17 protein-coding genes are annotated in these 19829 nt (G+C 62.0%); 10 read left to right on the top strand and 7 right to left on the bottom strand.

Features of this window, described 5'->3' with window-relative positions; genetic code table 11:
• The first annotated feature begins 20 nt into the window (after positions 1-20).
• Complete coding sequence (locus AC3WP7_RS09365; protein ID WP_492561377.1) at positions 21-5243, top strand: NEL-type E3 ubiquitin ligase domain-containing protein; 5223 nt, start codon at positions 21-23, stop codon at positions 5241-5243.
• 23 nt (positions 5244-5266) lie between these two features.
• Here the strand turns inward: AC3WP7_RS09365 and AC3WP7_RS09360 are convergent, their stop codons facing one another.
• A complete protein-coding gene (locus AC3WP7_RS09360; RefSeq protein ID WP_092246658.1) occupies positions 5267-6193 on the bottom strand; it encodes a DnaJ C-terminal domain-containing protein in 927 nt (308 codons plus the stop codon).
• 238 nt (positions 6194-6431) lie between these two features.
• On the opposite strand from AC3WP7_RS09360, the gene AC3WP7_RS09355 reads away from it, so the two are divergent.
• Entirely contained in the window at positions 6432-7700 is a 1269-nt protein-coding gene (locus AC3WP7_RS09355; RefSeq protein WP_093513426.1) for an Hsp70 family protein, read from the top strand.
• A gap of 125 nt (positions 7701-7825) precedes the next feature.
• Here the strand turns inward: AC3WP7_RS09355 and AC3WP7_RS09350 are convergent, their stop codons facing one another.
• From AC3WP7_RS09350 to AC3WP7_RS09340, 3 genes are all read right to left on the bottom strand, one after another.
• Complete coding sequence (locus tag AC3WP7_RS09350; RefSeq protein WP_027607720.1) at positions 7826-8839, bottom strand: AI-2E family transporter; 1014 nt, start codon at positions 8837-8839, stop codon at positions 7826-7828.
• Positions 8840-9046: 207 nt separating this feature from the next.
• Positions 9047-9346, bottom strand: coding sequence for a PsiF family protein (locus AC3WP7_RS09345; protein WP_017849707.1), 300 nt, complete (start codon positions 9344-9346; stop codon positions 9047-9049).
• A gap of 71 nt (positions 9347-9417) precedes the next feature.
• A complete protein-coding gene (locus AC3WP7_RS09340; RefSeq protein WP_092246685.1) occupies positions 9418-10206 on the bottom strand; it encodes an AraC family transcriptional regulator in 789 nt (262 codons plus the stop codon).
• Positions 10207-10303: 97 nt separating this feature from the next.
• Between AC3WP7_RS09340 and AC3WP7_RS09335 the strand changes: the two genes are divergently transcribed.
• Positions 10304-11173 carry a DMT family transporter gene (locus AC3WP7_RS09335; RefSeq protein WP_071491640.1) on the top strand — a complete coding sequence of 290 codons (870 nt, stop codon included), beginning with the start codon at positions 10304-10306 and terminating at the stop codon, positions 11171-11173.
• Here the strand turns inward: AC3WP7_RS09335 and AC3WP7_RS09330 are convergent.
• On the bottom strand, positions 11170-12060 hold the full coding sequence (locus AC3WP7_RS09330) for an esterase/lipase family protein (RefSeq protein WP_071491641.1): 891 nt from the start codon (positions 12058-12060) through the stop codon (positions 11170-11172). The genes AC3WP7_RS09335 and AC3WP7_RS09330 overlap by 4 nt on opposite strands.
• 171 nt (positions 12061-12231) lie before the next feature.
• On the opposite strand from AC3WP7_RS09330, the gene AC3WP7_RS09325 reads away from it, so the two are divergent.
• Positions 12232-12762: a ferritin-like domain-containing protein gene (locus AC3WP7_RS09325; protein ID WP_028615542.1), complete on the top strand. Its 531-nt coding sequence runs from the start codon at positions 12232-12234 to the stop codon at positions 12760-12762.
• Positions 12763-12880: 118 nt separating this feature from the next.
• Here AC3WP7_RS09325 and AC3WP7_RS09320 read toward each other — a convergent pair whose 3' ends face one another.
• Positions 12881-14950 (bottom strand): AsmA family protein, encoded by a 2070-nt coding sequence (locus AC3WP7_RS09320; protein WP_092246649.1) that lies wholly within the window; start codon positions 14948-14950, stop codon positions 12881-12883.
• A gap of 359 nt (positions 14951-15309) precedes the next feature.
• Between AC3WP7_RS09320 and AC3WP7_RS09315 the strand changes: the two genes are divergently transcribed.
• Positions 15310-15762 (top strand): hypothetical protein, encoded by a 453-nt coding sequence (locus AC3WP7_RS09315; protein WP_071491643.1) that lies wholly within the window; start codon positions 15310-15312, stop codon positions 15760-15762.
• A gap of 151 nt (positions 15763-15913) precedes the next feature.
• Positions 15914-16546, top strand: coding sequence for a TetR family transcriptional regulator (locus tag AC3WP7_RS09310; RefSeq protein WP_058423535.1), 633 nt, complete (start codon positions 15914-15916; stop codon positions 16544-16546).
• A gap of 5 nt (positions 16547-16551) precedes the next feature.
• On the opposite strand, the gene AC3WP7_RS09305 is transcribed toward AC3WP7_RS09310, so the two are convergent.
• A complete protein-coding gene (locus AC3WP7_RS09305) occupies positions 16552-17049 on the bottom strand; it encodes a C40 family peptidase (RefSeq protein WP_093513430.1) in 498 nt (165 codons plus the stop codon).
• A gap of 275 nt (positions 17050-17324) precedes the next feature.
• Between AC3WP7_RS09305 and ureE the strand changes: the two genes are divergently transcribed.
• From ureE to AC3WP7_RS09285, 4 genes are read left to right on the top strand one after another with little or no spacing between them, the layout of a single operon-like run.
• The gene (ureE, locus tag AC3WP7_RS09300) at positions 17325-17825 is read left to right on the top strand and encodes an urease accessory protein UreE (RefSeq protein ID WP_016976942.1); all 501 of its coding nucleotides are present in this window, start codon (positions 17325-17327) and stop codon (positions 17823-17825) included.
• Positions 17822-18496, top strand: coding sequence for an urease accessory protein UreF (locus AC3WP7_RS09295; protein WP_102591546.1), 675 nt, complete (start codon positions 17822-17824; stop codon positions 18494-18496). Before ureE ends, AC3WP7_RS09295 begins: the two co-directional genes overlap by 4 nt.
• Before the next feature lie 12 nt (positions 18497-18508).
• A complete protein-coding gene (ureG, locus tag AC3WP7_RS09290) occupies positions 18509-19123 on the top strand; it encodes an urease accessory protein UreG (RefSeq protein ID WP_071491647.1) in 615 nt (204 codons plus the stop codon).
• Between the two features lie 22 nt (positions 19124-19145).
• A complete protein-coding gene (locus AC3WP7_RS09285) occupies positions 19146-19718 on the top strand; it encodes a HupE/UreJ family protein (protein WP_071491648.1) in 573 nt (190 codons plus the stop codon).
• The last annotated feature ends 111 nt before the right edge of the window (positions 19719-19829 follow it).

Here is a 19829-nt window from a genome sequence, read left to right as displayed (position 1 = left end):
TGCCCAATGGAAAAACCCGCTTGTGGAAAGCCGACCTGAAACCCTATGAAACGCCGGTCAAGCTGCCACCCGATGCCAGCCCCGATTCCCAGGGACGCTATGCGGTCAACGGCAAAACCTATATCCGCCAGGACGGTAAACACTACGAAATCAGCCAAGGTACAACACCTGGCGAATGGCGCCTCCAGCACCCCAGCGATCCCGATGCGTATCAGCCTCTGCTACGGCACAACGGGCAAGGGGCCTGGCGCCATACCCTGGAACGTCCACTGGCCTGGGACCGGCTGACCCTGCTGCGCCGGCTGGGCCACGCGACCGAGCAATACTCCGACGAGCAACTGTTGAAGATCGCCGAAGTCAGCGGCGTCAACGATAACACCCTGCGCAAGGCCCACCTGGACAACCAGCCGCCGCCGCCCGAGTTGACGGATGCCATGCGCCTGTTTGAAGCCGACAGGGGCGTCGAAGACGTGATCAGCCAAGTGCAGACCGGCACGGCAGTGGATGAACGTTATCTGTATATCCTGCCGCTGATCACTGAGTTGCCCCGCTGGCCGACGGGTCGTGTGCTGGAGGTTTTTGACGGTCAGGGTCTGACGGGAAAGTCCGTGCAGTACGGTGCCGAGCGCTTGTACACCGGTGTCCGTGCCAGGACGCCCATCCGCATGAGCCGCGCCGAGGTGCTGAGCAGCGAGTTGCCGGCACGTATCCTGGCGGCCCTGGACGAGGACGAGATCACCAGCCTGCTCGGCGGTGAGGCGGCACGGGTGCGGGAGGCCAGGCCGGTGGAGCTCAGAAAACAGATCGCCGACTTTGCGCAGACCCGTCGATCAGCGATTTTCGACAGTCTCTATGAAGGCCCCAAACCCGTTGACCTGCGCATCACGCAATTGCGAAAAGCCTGTCCGGGGTTGAGCAAGCCTGCAGCGCAAGACATTCTTGCCCACGCCAGTGCCGAAGCCCTCGAGCGCCTGGAGAGCACCGGCAAAGTGCCGCTGGCCTTGCTCGAAGAAGGCCGCTGGTATGCACGACAAGGGCGCCAGGCCCGCGCCTATGCCGGACTGTACACGGATCACATAGCGACCACCGACAGCAAGCGCCTGGCCCTGCACGCATTGCAGAAACTGACTGGCTGGTCGGACGCGGTGCGCCTGGAAATCCGCGATGAACACGTGGGTGGCCGACTGATCGACGCCATCGGCAACCAGGACGCGATGCAACGCAAATTCCTGGTCAAGAAAGGTCCGGTCTACCAGGCGTTCGACGAGCATGGCGAAGCCCTCAACAGCCTGCCCAGGTATGGCGACAACTTCTACGCGTCGGTGCTGCATGCCCTGCCCGACGAAGCGCGCCAGGCGTTGGGCGTTCCCCATGTGGGCCAGCAGGCCGAGTTGCAGCACAGCATCATTCGCAGTGCGGTCGAGCACAGCCACCTGGCACCACAGTGGCTGGGCCAGGCCCGTGGCGAGGCGACGCGGTTCAAGCCACCGGTACGTATTCGCGTCAATCAGGCCGGCTACTACGCCAGCGGTCGTGGTGCCGGCATGGACCCGTCCCTGGTGACGCGTGTGCAGGATCTGTACCCCGACTTGAGCGACGAGCAGGCCAACGGCTTTATCCTCCAGCAACGCCGCGCCGGGCAAACCGACGCACAGATCTACGGGCTGCTGCAGGCGCGTGGGCGTGAATGGGAAATCCTGGAGGCAACATTGGCGCAGTGGGTGGCAACGCCGCCGCCCACTTCACCGGAAGCCATGCTGCGCAGTACCACCGCCGAAAACCTCAGGACCAGTTGGCGAAGTGCGCCACTGGCCAATGACGTGCAGACAGCCGCGCGACTTGAACTCACCAGCGACGCCCCATTGCCGCCGTTGACGGCGGATTTTTCCCATGTGCGCGTGTTGGTCACCCACGGCCAACCGCTGGAGCAATTGCCTGGCTTGTTCCCCAGCGTGGAACGCCTGCATATCTTCGTCGCCGGCCCGCGGAGCATCAATCAACTCGAGACATTGACACACTGGTCAAGACTGACGAGGTTGCGGCTCTTTTCACCGCTCTCGGCCGAAAACACCAACACCCTGGGCGAGCTCAGCCAGTTGGAGGAGCTGAGCATTGCCAGCAACAGCGTGTTTCCCCGGCTGGATGTCAGCCGCCTGACGCGGCTACGCCAGTTGGAAATATCCGGCTTCCTGGTGACCGACTGGCCGATTGGCGTGCAGGACCTGCCCCAGCTTGAGCGCCTGAACCTGCGCGGCACGAGCATCGACAGTTTTCCGGCCGAACTGCTGGAAGGCCACGACCGCTTGCTGGCTGGCCTCTCGCTGAACTGGTCGGGACTGTCGCGCGACGGTTTCAGGGCGCTCTATACCCGGCTGAGCAACCGAGCGGATCACCTGATCGACCTTGAGGAAATGGTGCGCAGTTATTGTGTCGGAGAACTGACGCGCCTGACGGCACCGGCAGGGGACTCGCAGGTGTTGATCAACGGTTTTACCGAGCGCTGGGCAGGTCATCGCGCCCGATTCGAAGCAATTGAGGCGTTGAGCGAACAGTACAGTCAAATCGACCGCCGACTGAACGAGTGGTTGCGTTCTCCGCACGAGGTTGAACACGCGAACCAACGGTGGATGGATGGTTACCTGAGGGTGCAATGGAGTCGCGGGGTGGTCGCGGCGGCTGACCCGCTGCGCGTGCGGCCGAACTCATTTCTGGAGGTAGACCTACGCGGTTTAAGACCCTCGAGCTTGCCCGATCTGCCGGCCAACAGCTTCCCCCAGACCACCGCTTTGCGCCTGATGAACCTGCGTGCACCCATGGAGCAGATCAGTCATTTCATACAGGCGTTCACTCAGGTACGCACTCTCGAACTGAATTATTGCGACCTGGCCGCCGCTCCCTCCGAGCTCCAGGACTTCCCCGCGCTGGAACACCTCTCGCTGCAAGGCAACCCCCTGACAAGGCTAGAAGTCGATCACTTGCCCCGGCTCCGCACCCTGAACCTGCGAGAAACGAACCTGCAGCAGGTGCCGACCGGTATCGAGGACTTGGCGCAACTGACCTCGCTGAACCTGCGCAACACCCGCATTACGGTGTTGCCAGAGGCTATCCTGGCCAGGGACGAGTTGCTGCTCAATACCAACGTGGCCGGAACACCGTTGAGTCAGGCCTCCGAACGCGCGCTGGCCACGGCCCGACAGCGGGTCGAAACCGCCCGGGGCCTGCCCGCCGGAGCCCTGGAACGTTTTGCCTATGAAGAACCGTCCGCCAACGTTTTCCCCGAGGCCGAAAGCGGCGGCTCATTGGCCCGCCACCTGCTCGACCTGCCCGCAGTCGGACCCGACCTGCCGCTGCCGCAACGCCTGCAGCGCTTGCAACCCGCGATGAACGAACAGGCATTGCAGCAATGGCTGGCACGCCTGCGCGCAGGCGGCGCCAGTGACGCGCACTTGCACGCTCTGATCGACGTTTGGAATGAGGCCCTGCACACCCTGACACGCCAGCTCAATGGCTGGCTGTACACGCGGGGCTCCCCTGCCAGCGACGGGACCTTGGCTAGCCGCCGCAACCAGGCCGCGCAACGTATCGTCACGTGCTGGCGCCAGGGCCTGGCGGCAGACGCGGCAGGCCAGACCCTGAGTTTCAACGGCTTGCAACTGGACAACCTGCCGACGGTAATGGCGGACTTTACCCATGTGCAACATTTGGACCTGAGCGGCCTCCTGTTCGCCCAACAAGGCTCCAACGGTTTCCTCGCAGGCTTTTCCAACCTGCGCACATTGCGCCTGACCGGCAATGAGTTGCAGGGCTTGCCCAGGGCACTCGCAGAAATGCCTGAGTTGCGGGAGTTGGATCTGTCATACAACCGAATCGACGATGAGTTGGCGGTCGACCTGGATGACTGGCCACATCTGCAACGGCTGGACTTGAGCGACAACCTGATGGAGTTTTTCAGTCTCGAGCCTGGCTCGCCCCTCGAGGTGTTGAACCTGAACGGTAACCGCCTCACGGATTGGCCGGCCGGTACATTGGAAGCCGGTAATCTGCGCGCACTCGACCTGAGTTCCAATGACATCCGTTCAATCCCGACCGAAGCACTGGATGGCAGCCACGACACCTTGATGCAGGGCACCGATATCTCAGACAACCCCCTGTCCCACGACAGCCTGACGGCGCTTATCGAGTATATGGACCGCACAGGGCACAACTCGGCGCTGGGCCTGTCACGGCGGGACATCCAGACAATGTTGGACGATGGGCTCCCGTCATCACCAGAGCCCGATGAAATCTTCCCTGAACAACCCGACGAAGAGCTCCCAGCGCAACCCGCCCTACCTGAACAACCGGTGCCCTGGATAGACGACCTGCCCCTTCCTGAACAAGGCAGGCTGCGGGAGATCTGGACACAACTGCAGGCTGAACCGGATCACCAGGCGTTTTTTCACTTGCTCGAACGGTTGCAGGACACCACGGAATTCGGCGCGGCTCGCGCCGACCTGTCGCAGCGGGTGCGCAACGTGCTGGAAGCAGCCGCCGATAACACCGAACTGCGCCAGGCGTTGTTCGCCATGTCCCATACCCACGGCACCTGCGTCGATGGCCGCATCCTGACTTTCAGCGGGCTGGAAGTCAGGGTCTACGAGCACAACGCGTTGCTCAACGTCGATGCGGCGCGGCTGGATCTAAGAGGTGCAGCGCTGTTGAACCTGTCCCGGCAGTTGTTCCGGCTGGGCAGAGCCGAAGTCGAGGCCGACAGGGCGCTGGTTCCACACTCGGACGTGGCGGAAGTGCGCTTGTCGTACCGCATCGGCCTGGCCAGGGGGTGGCCGGACCAGTTGGAGCTGCCTGGGCAACCCCGCTACATGCGGTTCAGCCGGCCAATCACTGGCACTGAACTGGCCAACGCGCGCCACAATATTCTCGACGCGGAACGCAGTGAGGTGTTTTACGAGGACTTGATCAGCCGGGACTACTGGGTGGACTACCTCAAGCAGCGGTATGCCGATGAGTTCGCCACCCTCAAACGCAATGCCGACGCACGGCAGAACGCCCTGGAAGATGCACACGAAGACTTTGATGACGCCTACCTCGAGGCCTTGAACCGGCTGGAAATCGAGCAGGCCACCGAACGTAACCTCAAGCTGCTGGAGCTGTCACGCCGGGAGGTGGCCGAGCTGACGCCGCACGGCGGCGATCACCAGCAACCCGGCCCCTCACGGGGTGTGACGGGGCGCCGCCCGCAATAACGGCCGCCCTGGCGTTCAGCCCCTCAGAAGTGCTCGCGGGGGTTGAACGCCGCTTTTTGCGCCAGCTCCTGCCACAAGGCCTTGACCGCCTCATCGTCCGACTTGGGCATCACGGCCTTGAGCTGCACGAACAGGTAGCCACGTTGCCCGGCCTTGTTCAGCAGGCCGTGGCCCTTGGCACGCATGCGCTGGCCGTTCTGGCTGTTGGCGGGGACCTTGAGGTTGATCTTGCCGGTCAGCGTCGGCACCGCCACTTCCGTACCCAGCGCCAATTCCCACGGCGCCAGCGGCAGGTTGATGATCAGGTTTTCGCCATCCACTTCAAACCTGGGGTGTGGCGCGAACTTGATGATCAGGTACAGGTCGCCATTGGCCCCGCCGCCAATGCCCGGCGCGCCCTGGCCCTTGAGCCGGATGCGCTCGCCGTCGGTCACGCCGGCGGGAATCTTCACGTTCAGGCTCTTGGTGGTGTTGCTGACATGCCGGCCCGAGGCGTCGTACTGCGGCACCTGGAAGCTGATCTGCTTGGATTCGGTGGACAGCGTCTCCTCGAGGAACACCGACAGCTGCATCTCCACGTCCTGGCCTTTACGCCCGGCAGGACGGCGTTGGCCGCCACCAAAGGCGTCGCCACGGGAGCCGAAGATCGAGCTGAAGAAGTCCGAGAAATCCTCGCCGCCACCACCGCCGCGGCTCTGCCAACCCGGTGGTCCCTGGAACGGTTGGCCATGCTGGCCGTATTTGCGCAGCTCGTCGTATTCGGCGCGCTTGTCGGCACTCTTGAGCGCCTCATAGGCTTCGGACGCGTCCTTGAACTTGGCTTCGGCGTCTTTTTCCTTGCTCACGTCGGGGTGATATTTGCGTGCGAGCTTGCGATAGGCCGCCTTGATTTCCTTATCGTCGGCCGTCGGCTCTACGCCCAATATCTTGTAATAGTCTTTGAAATCCATCGGCGGTTCACCATCCTTAATCGAGATCGCACAGCCCGGGGCACAACGTGCGCTGCATTGCACTTGTTGAGTGATGTGGCCTGGGGATGCGTCAAAGTGTTATCGGCACTTGCCGTATGCATCAGATGTGGGGGCGAATACCCAACTTTCAAGCACGATTTAGCGGATAGTCGGCCTACGCATCCGCCTTCGACTGGCATACACTGCGCGGCCGTTTTTCAACCGGAACCCGATAGACATGAAAAACCCATCCCCAGCCCGTGCCTGCGGCATCGACTTTGGCACGTCCAACTCCACCGTCGGCTGGATCCGCCCCGGCGAGGAGACGCTCATCGCGCTGGAGGACGACAAGATCACGTTGCCGTCGGTGGTGTTCTTCAACTTCGAGGAGCGCCGCCCGGTGTACGGTCGCCTGGCCCTGCACGAATACCTGGAAAACTACGAAGGCCGGCTGATGCGCTCGCTCAAGAGCCTGCTGGGTTCCAAGCTGATCAAGCACGATACCAGCGTGCTCGGCACCGCAATGCCGTTCACCGACCTGCTGGCGCTGTTTATCGGCCAACTCAAGAGCCGCGCCGAAGCCAACGCCGGGCGCGAGTTCGAAGAAGTGGTGCTGGGTCGCCCGGTGTTTTTCGTCGATGACGACCCGATGGCCGACCAGGAAGCCGAGAACACCCTGGTCGACGTGGCACGCAAGATCGGCTTCAAGGACATCTCGTTCCAGTACGAGCCGATTGCGGCGGCGTTTGACTACGAGTCCACCATCGAGAAAGAAGAATTGGTGCTGATCGTCGACATCGGCGGCGGTACGTCCGACTTCTCCCTGGTGCGCCTGTCGCCGGACCGTCGCCACAACGACAACCGCCAGAGCGACATCCTCGCCACCGGCGGCGTGCACATCGGCGGTACCGACTTCGACAAACAGCTCTCGCTGAACGGCATGATGCCGCTGTTCGGCTACGGCAGCCGCATGAAAAGCGGCGCCTACATGCCCACCAGCCACCACATGAACCTGGCCACCTGGCACACCATCAACTCGGTGTACTCGCAAAAATCCCAGCTGGCCCTGGGCAGCATGCGCTACGACATCGAAGACACCGGTGGCATCGACCGCCTGTTCAAGCTGATCGAACAGCGCGCCGGGCACTGGCTGGCCATGGAAGTGGAAGAAACCAAGATCCAGCTGACCCACGACGACAGCCGCCACGTGCTGCTGGACCGGGTTGAGCCAGGGTTGAGCGTGGAGCTGAGCCGGACGCTATTTGAATCGGCCATCGACGGTTTGCTGGAGCGGGTGCGCAACAGCGTCACGCAGTTGCTCAACGATGCGTCGGTGAGCGTGGCACAGGTGGACACGGTGTTCTTTACCGGCGGTTCCAGCGGCATTCCGGCACTGCGCCACAGCATTTCGGCGATGCTGCCGAATGCGCGGCATGTGGAAGGCAATATCTTCGGCAGTATTGGCAGCGGCTTGGCGATTGAGGCCAGCAAGCGCTACGGCAGCTGAGTTTTATCTGAAACGCTGCGTCGCGCCCATCGGGGGCAAGCCCCCCTCCCACCTTTGAATGTGTTCACAGATCAAAATGTGGGAGGGGGCTTGCCCCCGATGGGCCAGACCGGCTAATACAAGGCCTAAACCATCCCACCGAGCTTCAGCTCACTCTTCAAATACGCGTAGTAAATCGGCCCTGCGACCACCCCCGGCAAGCCAAACGCGGCCTCAAACACCAGCATCGCCAACAGCAACTCCCACGACTTGGCACTGATCTGCCCGCCCACGATCCGCGCGTTGAGGAAGTACTCGACCTTGTGGATCACGATCAGGTAACCCAACGCCGCCACCGCCACCCAGATCGACAGCGACAGCGCGACGATGGTGATCAGGGTGTTGGACATCAGGTTGCCGATCACCGGCAGCAGGCCGAGCAGGAAGGTCAGCACGATCAGGGTCTTGGTCAGCGGTAGGTGGATGCCACACAGCGGCAGTACCACGGCGAGGAACACGGCGGTGAAGGCGGTGTTGAGCGCGGCGATCTTGATCTGGGCGAAGACAATGTTGCGAAACGCCTGGACCAGCAAGTGCAGGCGGTCGAACAGCGCAGCGGCCAGGGGTTTGCGTTTGGTCAGGTCGGGCACGCGCTGCAGGGCGATGATCGCGCCGAGCACCATGCCGATCAGCAAGGTGACGAACATGTGGGCGGCGTCTTTGCCCACCAGTTGCAGTTCGCTGAGGTGCTTGCTCAGCCAGTCACCGATGGCCACACGGAACTCGGCAGCGCTGGCGGGCAGGTAGGCGTCGAGGAACGGCGGCAACTGGCCGCGCGCGCGGTCGACCACACCCATGAATTTATCGAGGGACGCCCCGGGGTTTTCCGCTTCGTGGAGCAGGAAGCTGATGGCGCCGGCAAAGATCAGCGCCAGCACGCTGACGATCAGGGTGCCCAGCAACGCTACTGCCAGCCAGCGCGCGCGCCGACCTTCGATCAGCCGTTGCAGTTGAGGGGTGAGCATGTTGACCAGTTCATAGACCAACAGGCCGGCCAGCAGGCTGGGCAGCAATTTGAGCGGCAGCACCAGCAGCAACCCGCCAAAAATGATGATGTAGCTGGCCAGCAATAGCACGTGACGCTGAGAAAACGTTGGCATACAGCCTCAAAACGAACGGCGTTAAAGGATGGGCAGTCTGCCAGCCTTGAGGGAATCAAGCGAGTGGGTCGGTTGTGAATGCGATCAAGTGTGGGAGCCGGGCTTGCCCGCGATGGCCTCGCCGCGGTGTAGCAGACAGAGCAAGGCGCCTGTATCGCGGGCAAGCCCGGCTCCCACCGTTGATCTGCGGCGTTCGCGAAAGAGCGATCAGCCTTTGAGACAGGTGCTCATAAAGGTTTTACGCGCATCGCCGGTCAGCGCCTTGGTTTTCGCCGACGCATTGCAATCCTTCATCTTCTGCTGCTGCGGTGTCAGGGTCTTGGCATCATTGGCCGCCGGAGCGGACAGGCAGGTCTTCATGAACGCCTTGCGCTCGTCGCCCTTGAGCGTCTTGGTGGTGGCTTCGGCGTTGCAGGTGGTCATTTTGTTTTGCTGGGCGGTGGCGGCAAAGCCTTGGGAACACAACAGCAAGCCCATCATCAACAGCGGAATACGCAGCATCTTCATGGAGTTTTCTCCCTGTTACCGCGCCGACGGGCACGGCCTACCGAGCAGTGTAGTCAAAGCCTGTTACATCTTCACCGACTACGAATATGGGCACGCCGGTACTGCTCGGGGGTACATCCCGCCTGGCGCTGGAACATGGCGATAAACGCCGAGGCGGTGCTGTAGCCCAGGTCAAACGCCACATGTTGCACGCTGCGCTCGCTGTCGAGGGCCTCGATGGCGGCCAGGTAACGCAGGCGCTGGCGCCATTCGCCGAAGCTCATGCCCAGCTCCCGTATGAACTGACGTGCCAGGGTGCGCTCGCTCACGTGCACCTGTTCGGCCCAGTGCGCCAGCGGCCGGTTGTCGCCGGGATCGGCCTGCATGCCTTCCAGTACGCCGAGCAGCCCTGGGTGACGGGCGTAGGGCAGGAAGCACTCGTGGATCGGCGCCTGCTTGAGTTGGTCCACCAGCACCTGGGCCAGGCGGACGTCGGACTCGGTCTGCGGCATGTTCACATCGCGCTGGGCGAAGTCACTGAGAATGGCCTTGAGGATATCGCTGATGGCCAGGGTGCACGGCTGCCGGGGCAATTGCTCGCAGAGTTCCGGGGCCAGCCCCACCGAGTGGTAGACGATTGCCTCGGCGTTATAGGAACTGTGCTCGGTATGCGGCGGCACCCACACGGCGTACTGCGGCGGTGACATGAAGCGGCTGCCGGCCACTTCCATGCGCATCACGCCACTGGCGGAGTAATCCAGCGAACCCCAGAAATGCTGGTGCGGCGTGCACTCGGTGTCGGGGGCGAAATCCGAGTAGCGGAAATACACCGGGCTCGGCAGTTGTGGGAAATCCTGGAGGCGTACGTTGTGCTTGGCCATGTTGTCTGGATACAACGGTGGGTTGTCTGGATCGCAGTATAGGCTTCGATCCAGACAATGGATAATCCTGCCTCATCTATACACCGGGCTCCTTTCGATGCAATACGCTTATCCCTTGCTGGCCATTTTTATCTGGGCCGGCAACACCGTCGTCAACAAACTGGCCGTGGGTTCGATCTTCCCGGCGGAGATTGGCTTCTATCGCTGGCTGCTGGCGGCACTGCTGTTTACGCCATTCATGCTCAAGCCGGTGATTGCCCACTGGGCGCAGATCCGCCCGAACCTGGGCAAAGTGTTCATCCTTGGTGTGCTGGGCATGGCGGTGTACCAGAGCCTGGCCTACTACGCCGCGTCGCTCACCACGGCGACCAACATGGGCATCATCCTCTCCCTGATGCCGTTGATGGCGCTGGCGGCGGCGATCATCAGCCTCGGCCAACGCCTGACCTACGGTGCGCTGACCGGTGCGGTGCTGTCATTCGCCGGCGTGGTCGTGGTGGTGTCCGCCGGCAGCCTCGGCGCACTGCTGCAACATGGGGTCAACCTGGGTGACGGCATGATGCTGGTCGCCACCCTGGCCTATGCGGTCTACAGCACCCTGCTGAAAAAATGGCAACTGCGCCTGCCCCCGCTGGTGCTGCTGTATCTGCAGGTGCTGGTGGCGGTGGTGGTGCTGTTTCCGCTGTTCCTGTTCTCGGCCAAGGCCGGCCTGGGCTGGGCCAACATTCCGCTGGTGTTGTATGCATGCCTGTTGGCTTCGATGCTGGCACCGCTGGCGTGGATGCACTCGGTGAAGACCCTGGGCCCGAGCCGCACCACGTTGTTTTTCAACCTGCTGCCGTTGATCACCGCGCTGATCGCCGCCGTGGTGTTGAAAGAAGAACTGGCGCCGTACCACCTGGTGGGCGGCCTGCTGACCTTGGGCGGGGTGATCTTGTCGGAGCGCTGGACCACGCCGGTGCGCTAGACACCGGCCGCCTTCAAGCGCCGTGCATGCTCGACAAACAGCCGGATCGGCTCGGCGCCCTTGCCCACCAGGCCCAGGGACTGGTTGACGATATCGAAGTGATCCAGTGCGTAGTCATCGCCGATCACCAACCCCAAGTGAGAGCTGTAGCGGCCGACCATGCCGTCGCACTGCCCCTTTTCCCGCACGAAGCTGCGGGCGAACAAACGGCAACTGCGGTTCGTGCCGTCGAACAGGTTGCGACCACGGTCGGTGATGCCCGGCTGCAAGGTGCCGGACCACGAGTAATAGCGCACGCCGTTGACCTCTTCAGCACCCTGCCCGCCCCAGGTCTGCGGCAACCCCTGCGGGTATTGCTGGTTGAACAACGCCACGCCGGCACTGGTCAGGGAGTGATGGGACGCCTGCAGGTCCGCTTTGAAGCGTGGCCCGCGATAGCCGGTTTCCAGCACGCCCATCACCCAGGCGGCCAGGTGAAACAACGCGCTCATGATTCGGCCCTTCACGCCGTCAGCGGGGTAATGCAGGTGGATATGGTCCGCCAGCTCCGAGCCATGATTGGGGCCTGCCACGGAGGTCACCGAGGCGACCCACTCAGGGCGCTTGGCCGCCGCATACCGCGCAGTGAGCGAGCCCTGGCTGTGGCCGATCAAGTTGACCTTGTCGGCACCGGTTTCACGGCGAATGCGTTCGATCTGCAGCAACAGTTGCTCGCCACGCACCTCGCTGGAATCCAGCGGCGCCACCTGCACGGGAAACACCTGCGCCCCGCCCGCCCGCAATGCCGGGACGATGCCGTACCAGTACGGGAACCAGCCCAGGCGCACGAAACCGAGCATGCCGGGTACCAACACCAGGGGGTAACGCGTGGCCAACGACTGCGGCATGAACCGGGCATCCTTTCAATCCTATCCATCCAGCCTAGCCCAACCTCAAGTCGGGCTTGTGACGTTGCCGGTAAATCCAATAAAACTTTTTGCTCCTCCCAGGACTCACAACTTGGAGCGATCACGCCGGCAGAGCGTGGCGCAAAACCGGATTAGCCCCAGGAGATAGAGATGACCGAAGCAAACTTGACTGACGTTGCGACCCTGCGCAGCCGCGCCCGCCAGAACGTCGAAAACGGTGCCGTGACCGAGGGCTATGACGCCGACCGCGAAGAAATCATCCGCCTGCTCAACGCGTCGCTGGCCACCGAGCTGGTCTGCGTGTTGCGCTACAAGCGTCATTACTTCATGGCCAGCGGCATCAAGGCCGCCGTCGCTGCACAAGAGTTCCTCGAACACGCCACCCAGGAAGCCGAACACGCCGACAAACTCGCCGAACGCATCGTGCAGTTGGGCGGCGAGCCGGAGTTCAACCCGGACCTGCTGTCGAAGAACTCCCATGCGCAATATGTAGCGGGCAATAACCTCAAGGAAATGGTCTACGAAGACCTGGTCGCCGAACGGATTGCCGTGGACAGCTACCGCGAAATCATCCAGTACATCGGTGATAAGGACCCAACCACCCGCCGCCTGTTCGAAGAGATCCTCGCGCAGGAAGAAGAGCATGCCGACGACATGGCGGATATTCTCGAAAGCCTGTAACCCAGCAGAACGCAATACCCATGTGGGAGGGGGCTTGCCCCCGATAGCGGTGGATCAGTCAATTGAGATATCGACTGATATGCCGCCATCGGGGGCAAGCCCCCTCCCACATTTGCAGTTAGCCTTTCACGGTTTTTGGCGCCTTGCCTTCTTTCATCTGTTGCAGCAGCGGCGCGCACTCGTTCGGTTCCCCGCCACTGGGGGCAACCAGCGCCAGCAACCCGGCAGCCGGTCCGGCGATGACCCCAAGCGCCACCATGCCTGCGCCACGCAGTGCCAACGGAATCGCCTTCACACCCGCATTCGGCTTGATGAACGGCCCGTTCACATACAGCGGTGAACGCAGGGAGAACAGGCGGAAGCCTTTCGATTCCGGCGTAATGGTGAGATCCAATTGCTCCGTGGCCATGTTCGCCGTGCCATCGATGTAGACGATAGCGTTCTCGGTATCGAACACGAACAGACGTGTAGTCGCCAGGCCGGTCTTGATGCCGAAGTCCGCCGCGGCGCAGTTGATCTTCACTTCTTTATCGCCGAACAGGCGGCCGACCACGTAGTTACCCACGTTGAGCCCGGCGATTTCCATCAGGCCACGGCTGATCGCGCCGTCGTTGATGAGCATCTTCAGGTCACCGTTGGAGGTGCCCAGCAGTGCCGCCACCGAGTTGCCGCGCCCGGAAATATCGGCATCGCCATTGAGTTCACCGAAGCTGGTCTTCATCGGTTCGAAGGTCGGGAACAGTTGTTTGAGCTTGAAGTTGCGCGCAGTGAGTTTGGCGCGACCCTCCATCGGCGTGGTGCGGCCATTCAGGCGAATCTGCGCATCCAGCTTGCCGCCGGCCACGCCAAAACGCAGGGGTTCCAGGCTCAGTTCGCCATCAGTGAGTACCAGGTGGGTATAGAGGTCGGTGAACGGCAGATCGGCACTGTGCACGATGCGTTTGCCGGTGAATTCCACATCGGCATCCATCACGCGCCAGCGCTCGGTGCGGAATTCTTCCACCGGCAACACTTTGGTCGCCGGTTGCTTGCTGTCGCCACCACGGGCTTTTTGCTTGGCGTTGGAGTCGGCGCCGATCAGGGGCGCAAGGTCGGTCATCAGCAGTTGGTTGGACACCAGCGTGCCACTGAGCTTGGGCCGTGGCTGGCTGGCGATGTAGGCGAGGCTGCCGTGGATGTCGCTGTTGCCAATCTTGCCGTTGAAGTTTTCATAGCTGAACGAGGCACCGGTGGGCTCGTGCAGCTTGGCGATCAGGTGGCCATCGGTGGAATAGGCCGGTGAATCCGGCAGGGTCACGCCGGTCAGCGGATACAGGTTGCCCAGGCTGGAACCGGCGAGTTTCAGGCGCAGGTCGAGGGCGCCCAGATTCAGTGGGTCGGTAAGGGTGCCGGCCAGGGCGATGCTGGTGTCGGCAATCTTGACCTGGGCTTGCAGAGGGAACGGCTTGGCCGCGTCCTGCAAGGCCAGCAGGCCGCCGATCTTGCCGCTGCCGTCGAGTTTCTGGCCGTGGTACTGGCCTTTGACCTTGAGGCCGAACGCGTAATCCTGTGGCGCGGAGCCTTTTTCCAGTGCCTTCCTGGCATCGGCGTCGCCGACGATTTCACCGAAGGGAATGGGCTTGCCCAACGGATCGATGATCACATCCAGTTGAGTCTTGAGGGTCTGGTCGTCAAGGGTCACGTGGCCTTTGTCGAAGCCGATGGCGCCGATATCCACCACCCAGTTGGAGGGCTCGGCGTTGGGGTCCTTGGGGTCGAACTTGAAGGTCCAGTTGGCGCGACCGTCGGCCAGGCGCTGCAATTGCGCGCTGGGCTCAGTGAGGTCGATGCGCGGGATCACTACACGCTGCACCAGCAACGCCAGGGGCGAAATGCGCAGTTCCACCTTCTTGAGGGTGACCATCTGCGGGTTTTTCGACCAGTCGGGGTTGCCCAGGGTCAGGTCTTCGGCAATCACATGGGGCCACGGCACCCAGGCGCGCCAGCCGCCTTCATCGGGTTCGCGCGCCCACACCACCGCCAGGTTGCCATTGATAGCAAACGGTCGATGCAATTCTTCGGAGACCTTGGCATTGAGGGGGGGCTTGATGCGGTTCCAATCAAAGAACACCAGGACCAATACCACTATGGCGATTAACAGAACGAAGCTGGCGCAGCTCCAAGCGGCGATTTTACGCGTGCGCGTCATTGCACAGGACTCCTGAATACGACTGGCCGGATGACAGCCTTTAAGGACAGCTTATAGGACTACGACTGGCAAACCGCAGCGGGGTTTAACCCAATCGCCGATTTGCCAGGAAAAAGCTCATTTCCTGACCGACTCGACAGATTCCACCTGCGCCACCGCACCATTGTTACCCATGCGCGTGTCGAAAATACCCACACCGGTGCAAAACCGCGTGCTTGAGAGGCCCGTCCTAGAGCCTCTGACCAGAACAATCAATTCTGTTGATTATTACCATTGTGTTTATGAACTTTTATATCGACTTATCGAGAGTAGCATTAGCCCTGTACCCACTTTATCGCCCTCCCAAGGAGCAACCCATCATGAAACGCCAAGTACTCGCTACCGTCCTGTTATCCATCCTGGCTTCCAGTGCCTTTGCCCTGCCAGCCGCCGAACAGGCCACCCCACAAGTCAAAGCCGACGCCGCTCATTTCAGCCAGACCGTCGCTCGCAGCGGTTCGCAAGAAGAAGAGAACCGTGACTACGCCAAAGGCGCCGTTGCTGAGAATGGCTCTGAACAAGCCAACAAACGCGCCTACACCGAAGGCCTGACCGAAAACGGTCGCAACCGCCTGGAACAGAAAGGTCTGGTTGAAGGTGGCGCCGATCGCCTGCTGGAACGCAATGCTGTTGCCGAAGGTGGCCGTGATCGCCTTGAACAGAAAGGCCTGGTTGAAGGTGGTGCTGAACAAGCCAATGAACGTGCCTACACCCAGGGTATTGCCGAAGGCGGTGCTGACCGTCTGCAAGAACTGCATCAAGCACAGAGCTAACCCCGTGGTGGCCGAAAAAAAAGCCCGATCTGTCGATCGGGCTTTTGCTTTCCTGTAGATCGCGTCACGCCCTTCCCCTGCCAAGTTCGACGCCAACAGAACTGTTTTGCTAGAGTGCGTCGCTGTACTTGCCGACAAAGCCCGCTCGCCAATGCTGCCCCGCGCCGAACAGAAGCAACAGACACGCCTCGCCCTGATGGACGCAGCCCGCCATCTGATGGAGTGTGGCCGTGGGTTTGGCAGCCTGAGCCTGCGCGAAGTGGCGAAGACGGCCGGCATCGTGCCCACCGGTTTCTACCGCCATTTTGCCGATATGGACCAGCTTGGGCTCGTCCTGGTCAGCGAAGTGGGCCAGACCTTCCGCGCCACGATCCGCCTGGTGCGCCACAACGAGTTCGTGATGGGCGGCATTATCGATGCCTCCGTGCGGATCTTTCTGGATGTGGTCTCGGCCAACCGTTCGCAATTCCTGTTCCTGGCCCGTGAACAATACGGTGGCTGCCTGGCGGTGCGTCAAGCGATCGGCGCCTTGCGCGAAGACATCACCCGCGACCTGGCAGCCGACCTGACGCTGATGCCCAAGCTGCAGCATCTGGATGCCGAAGGTTTGCACGTGATGGCCGACCTGATCGTTAAAAGTGTATTCGCTACCCTGCCCGATATCATCGACCCGCCGGCCCAGGCCCTGCCTGACCACCTCACGCCCCAGGCAAAAATCACCCAGCAATTGCGCTTTATCTTTATCGGTTTGAAACACTGGCAAGGCCTGGGCAGCACCGAGTAACGCCATCATCCCGCTGAGTGGAAGCGCTTGGCCGTGGTGTAGTTCCTGTTCCAGTAGTTGTTGCTCAACGAATCGATGCGGATGCTCTTGCCGGTACGCGGCGAATGAATAAATTTGCCCTCGCCGATATACAGGCCCACATGGCTGACCTGGCCGCGCCCGTTGCCCTTGAAAAACACCGCATCCCCGGGCTTGAGCGCATTGCGCTTGATGGTCGGGGCCGTGGAGCGGTGCATCGCGACCGTCGTACGGGGTAGCTGGATATTGGCTTGGGTCTTGAACAGATAGACCAGGAAACTGCTGCAATCGAAGCCCTGGTCCGCCGAGGTGCCGCCCCATTTGTACGGCGTGCCCAGCAGTTCGTGGGCGCGGTCGATCACGTCATCGATGGATGCTTCTTTCAGTGAAGTGGAGAAAGAGGCATGAGGCTGCAGATTGGCAGAGGCCGAAGACAGGATGAAAGTCAGGCTGACTATAAACAGGTAACAAAGTGATTTGAACATGATGAACGTCGCAGTGGATTAAACACGGCGCACAGACTAAAGATCTCGCAGGTAACCTGATGAACGCCAATTCCTTTGACCATGTAGGGAAAATCTGAAAACGCCCATCACAGTGCAACAGGCAACACTTCGCACCATTTTGGCGCAATCCAGCCGAGTCTTTTCGCCCTATTTAGTGGCGCCACCCACACACCTACAGGCATTTCCTACACCCCAGTGAGGTTGGCAAGCCCCTTGCTCTAGCTGTTGCATCGCTCATAGCTGGAAGCTTCCTGATGCTGGTGATCCACCGCCGAATCGCCCCCCAAGCCCTCTGGGCCGCCGAGTTGCTGCTGAACTTCGAAGCTCGCAGCAAAAGCCGCCTGCGCTGTTTCAGTGCCGACGGTGAAGACGTAGGCCTTTTTCTGGAGCGCGGCCAGCCTCCGTTGCACGATGGCGAATTCCTGCAGGCTGAAGACGGACGCGTCGTACGCGTGTGCGCGCGGCCTGAACAACTCTTACACGTGACCTGCAGCAGTGCATTCGAACTGACCCGTGCGGCCTATCACCTGGGCAATCGCCACGTCGCGTTACAAGTAGGTGACGGCTGGTTGCGCCTGCTCGACGACTACGTGCTCAAGGCCATGCTCGAACAGTTGGGTGCGCAAACGCAAACCATCGAAGCGCCGTTTCAACCGGAGCATGGTGCCTATGGCGGCGGCCATCATCATTCGCGCCATGGCGATGAAGACTTCAATTACCCGCCCAAGCTGCATCAGTTCGGCGTGCGTCTATGAACCCAGCCTGGGCGCTGCTGCGTCTGGCCAGTCCGCAATTGCCGATTGGCGGATACAGCTATTCACAAGGCCTGGAAATGGCCGTCGAGAACGGTCGCGTCAACGATGCGGCCAGTGCACGCCGCTGGATCAGCGACCAGTTGCTGCTCAACCTCGCGCGTTTCGAGGCGCCGTTGCTGCTCGCCCATTGCCAGGCCGCCCAGGCGGCGGATTGGTCGCGCCTGGCACAGTTGTGTGAGGAACACCGCGCCAGCCGTGAGACACGCGAGCTGTATCAGGAAAGCCGGCAGATGGGCTACTCCCTGCAACAACTGCTCAATGGCCTGCCCGAGTTGGACGACGCGGCCCGCACCTTTCTTCAACAGTGCACCGAACCTCACCTCGCCCTGGGCTGGGCCCTGGCCGCCCGCGCCTGGCACATCACCCCCGCCGATGCCCTCGCCGCATGGCTGTGGAGCTGGCTGGAAAACCAATTGGCGGTGCTGATGAAAACCCTGCCGCTGGGCCAGCAAGCCGCCCAACGCCTGACCAGCGAACTGCTGCCGCTGTTGCAACAAGCCCAGCAGGACGCCAGCCACATCGACCCTGATCATCTCGGCAGCGCCGCGTTTGGCCTGTCCCTGGCGTGCATGGCCCACGAGCGCCAATACAGCCGCCTGTTCCGTTCCTAGGAGACAACACACATGAACGCACAACCTCTACGCGTCGGCATCGGCGGCCCGGTGGGCTCCGGCAAGACCGCCCTGACCCTGGCCCTGTGCCTGGCGCTGCGCGATCGCTACAACCTGGCGGTGGTCACCAACGACATCTACACCCGCGAAGACGCCGACTTCCTGGTGCGCAACCAGGCCCTGGCGCCGGAACGCATCATCGGCGTGGAAACCGGCGGCTGCCCGCATACGGCGATCCGCGAAGACGCCTCGATCAACCTGGAGGCCGTGGACCAGCTCAATCGCCGCTTCCCCGGCCTGGACCTGATCCTGGTGGAATCCGGCGGCGACAACCTGTCGGCTACGTTCAGCCCGGAACTGTCGGACCTGACCATCTACGTGATCGACGTGTCCGCCGGCGACAAGCTGCCACGCAAGGGTGGGCCGGGCATCTGCAAGTCCGACCTGCTGGTGATCAACAAGATCGACCTGGCCCCGCTGGTCGGTGCCTCGCTGGAGCTGATGAACAGCGACACCACCCGCATGCGCAACGGTAAACCCTTTGTGTTCAGCAACCAGAAAACCGGCGTCGGCCTGGATGACATCGTCGCCTTCATCGAACGCCAAGGCCTGCTGACCGCCGCCTGATCAACCCATAAGGAACCTGTCCATGAACCTCAAGAAACTGCTGACCGCCGCCGCCCTGCTGCTGGCCCCTGCCCTGGCCTTCGCCCACCCGGGCCACGGCGACAACGGCCTGGTGGCCGGCATCAGCCATCCCCTGAGCGGAATCGATCACTTATTGGCCATGGTCGCCGTCGGCTTGTGGGCCGCCCAACAAAAAGGCGCCGCGCGCTGGGCACTGCCGTGCACTTTCGTGGGCACCATGCTGATTGGCGGCGTGCTGGGTTTTGAAGGCCTGGAGTTGCCGGCGCTGGAAAGCGGGATTGCCGCGTCGGTGCTGGCCCTGGGTCTGGCGGTCGCGCTGGCGGTGCGTCCGCCGCTGTTCGTGGCGGTCGGGGCGACAGCCTTGTTCGCGCTGTTCCATGGCGTGGCCCATGGCTTGGAGCTGCCGGACATGTCCAGCCCCTGGGCGTATGCGGCTGGTTTTGTCGGTGCAACGGCGGTGCTGCATGCTGCCGGTTACGCTGTGGTGCGCTTGCTGCCGGCTGCGGCGGCGCCGCTGGTACGGGTTGCCGGGGCGGCTTCGGCGGCGACCGGGGTCTGGTTGTTGGCAGGCTGATTTGCGGCGTATTTGACGGCCTCATCGGGGGCAAGCCCCCTCCCACCTTTGGGGAGGGGGCCTGCCCCGATAGCGCTAGACCAGACACCACGGAACCCAAGCCTGCTACCA

It is taken from the genome of Pseudomonas sp. FW305-3-2-15-C-LB1, from assembly GCF_058787615.1.
Note: the sequence above shows the minus strand (reverse complement) of the source record. Positions and strands in the feature narration are given on the sequence as shown.

Excerpts from the sequence above, each read along its gene's own strand:
- AC3WP7_RS09360 (WP_092246658.1), bottom strand. The coding sequence starts at position 6,193 with ATGGATTTCAAAGACTATTACAAGATATTGGGCGTAGAGCCGACGGCC.
- AC3WP7_RS09355 (WP_093513426.1), top strand. The coding sequence starts at position 6,432 with ATGAAAAACCCATCCCCAGCCCGTGCCTGCGGCATCGACTTTGGCACG.
- AC3WP7_RS09350 (WP_027607720.1), bottom strand. The coding sequence starts at position 8,839 with ATGCCAACGTTTTCTCAGCGTCACGTGCTATTGCTGGCCAGCTACATC.
- AC3WP7_RS09345 (WP_017849707.1), bottom strand. The coding sequence starts at position 9,346 with ATGAAGATGCTGCGTATTCCGCTGTTGATGATGGGCTTGCTGTTGTGT.
- AC3WP7_RS09340 (WP_092246685.1), bottom strand. The coding sequence starts at position 10,206 with ATGGCCAAGCACAACGTACGCCTCCAGGATTTCCCACAACTGCCGAGC.
- AC3WP7_RS09335 (WP_071491640.1), top strand. The coding sequence starts at position 10,304 with ATGCAATACGCTTATCCCTTGCTGGCCATTTTTATCTGGGCCGGCAAC.
- AC3WP7_RS09330 (WP_071491641.1), bottom strand. The coding sequence starts at position 12,060 with ATGCCGCAGTCGTTGGCCACGCGTTACCCCCTGGTGTTGGTACCCGGC.
- AC3WP7_RS09325 (WP_028615542.1), top strand. The coding sequence starts at position 12,232 with ATGACCGAAGCAAACTTGACTGACGTTGCGACCCTGCGCAGCCGCGCC.
- AC3WP7_RS09320 (WP_092246649.1), bottom strand. The coding sequence starts at position 14,950 with ATGACGCGCACGCGTAAAATCGCCGCTTGGAGCTGCGCCAGCTTCGTT.
- AC3WP7_RS09315 (WP_071491643.1), top strand. The coding sequence starts at position 15,310 with ATGAAACGCCAAGTACTCGCTACCGTCCTGTTATCCATCCTGGCTTCC.
- AC3WP7_RS09310 (WP_058423535.1), top strand. The coding sequence starts at position 15,914 with ATGCTGCCCCGCGCCGAACAGAAGCAACAGACACGCCTCGCCCTGATG.
- AC3WP7_RS09305 (WP_093513430.1), bottom strand. The coding sequence starts at position 17,049 with ATGTTCAAATCACTTTGTTACCTGTTTATAGTCAGCCTGACTTTCATC.
- ureE (WP_016976942.1), top strand. The coding sequence starts at position 17,325 with ATGCTGGTGATCCACCGCCGAATCGCCCCCCAAGCCCTCTGGGCCGCC.
- AC3WP7_RS09295 (WP_102591546.1), top strand. The coding sequence starts at position 17,822 with ATGAACCCAGCCTGGGCGCTGCTGCGTCTGGCCAGTCCGCAATTGCCG.
- ureG (WP_071491647.1), top strand. The coding sequence starts at position 18,509 with ATGAACGCACAACCTCTACGCGTCGGCATCGGCGGCCCGGTGGGCTCC.
- AC3WP7_RS09285 (WP_071491648.1), top strand. The coding sequence starts at position 19,146 with ATGAACCTCAAGAAACTGCTGACCGCCGCCGCCCTGCTGCTGGCCCCT.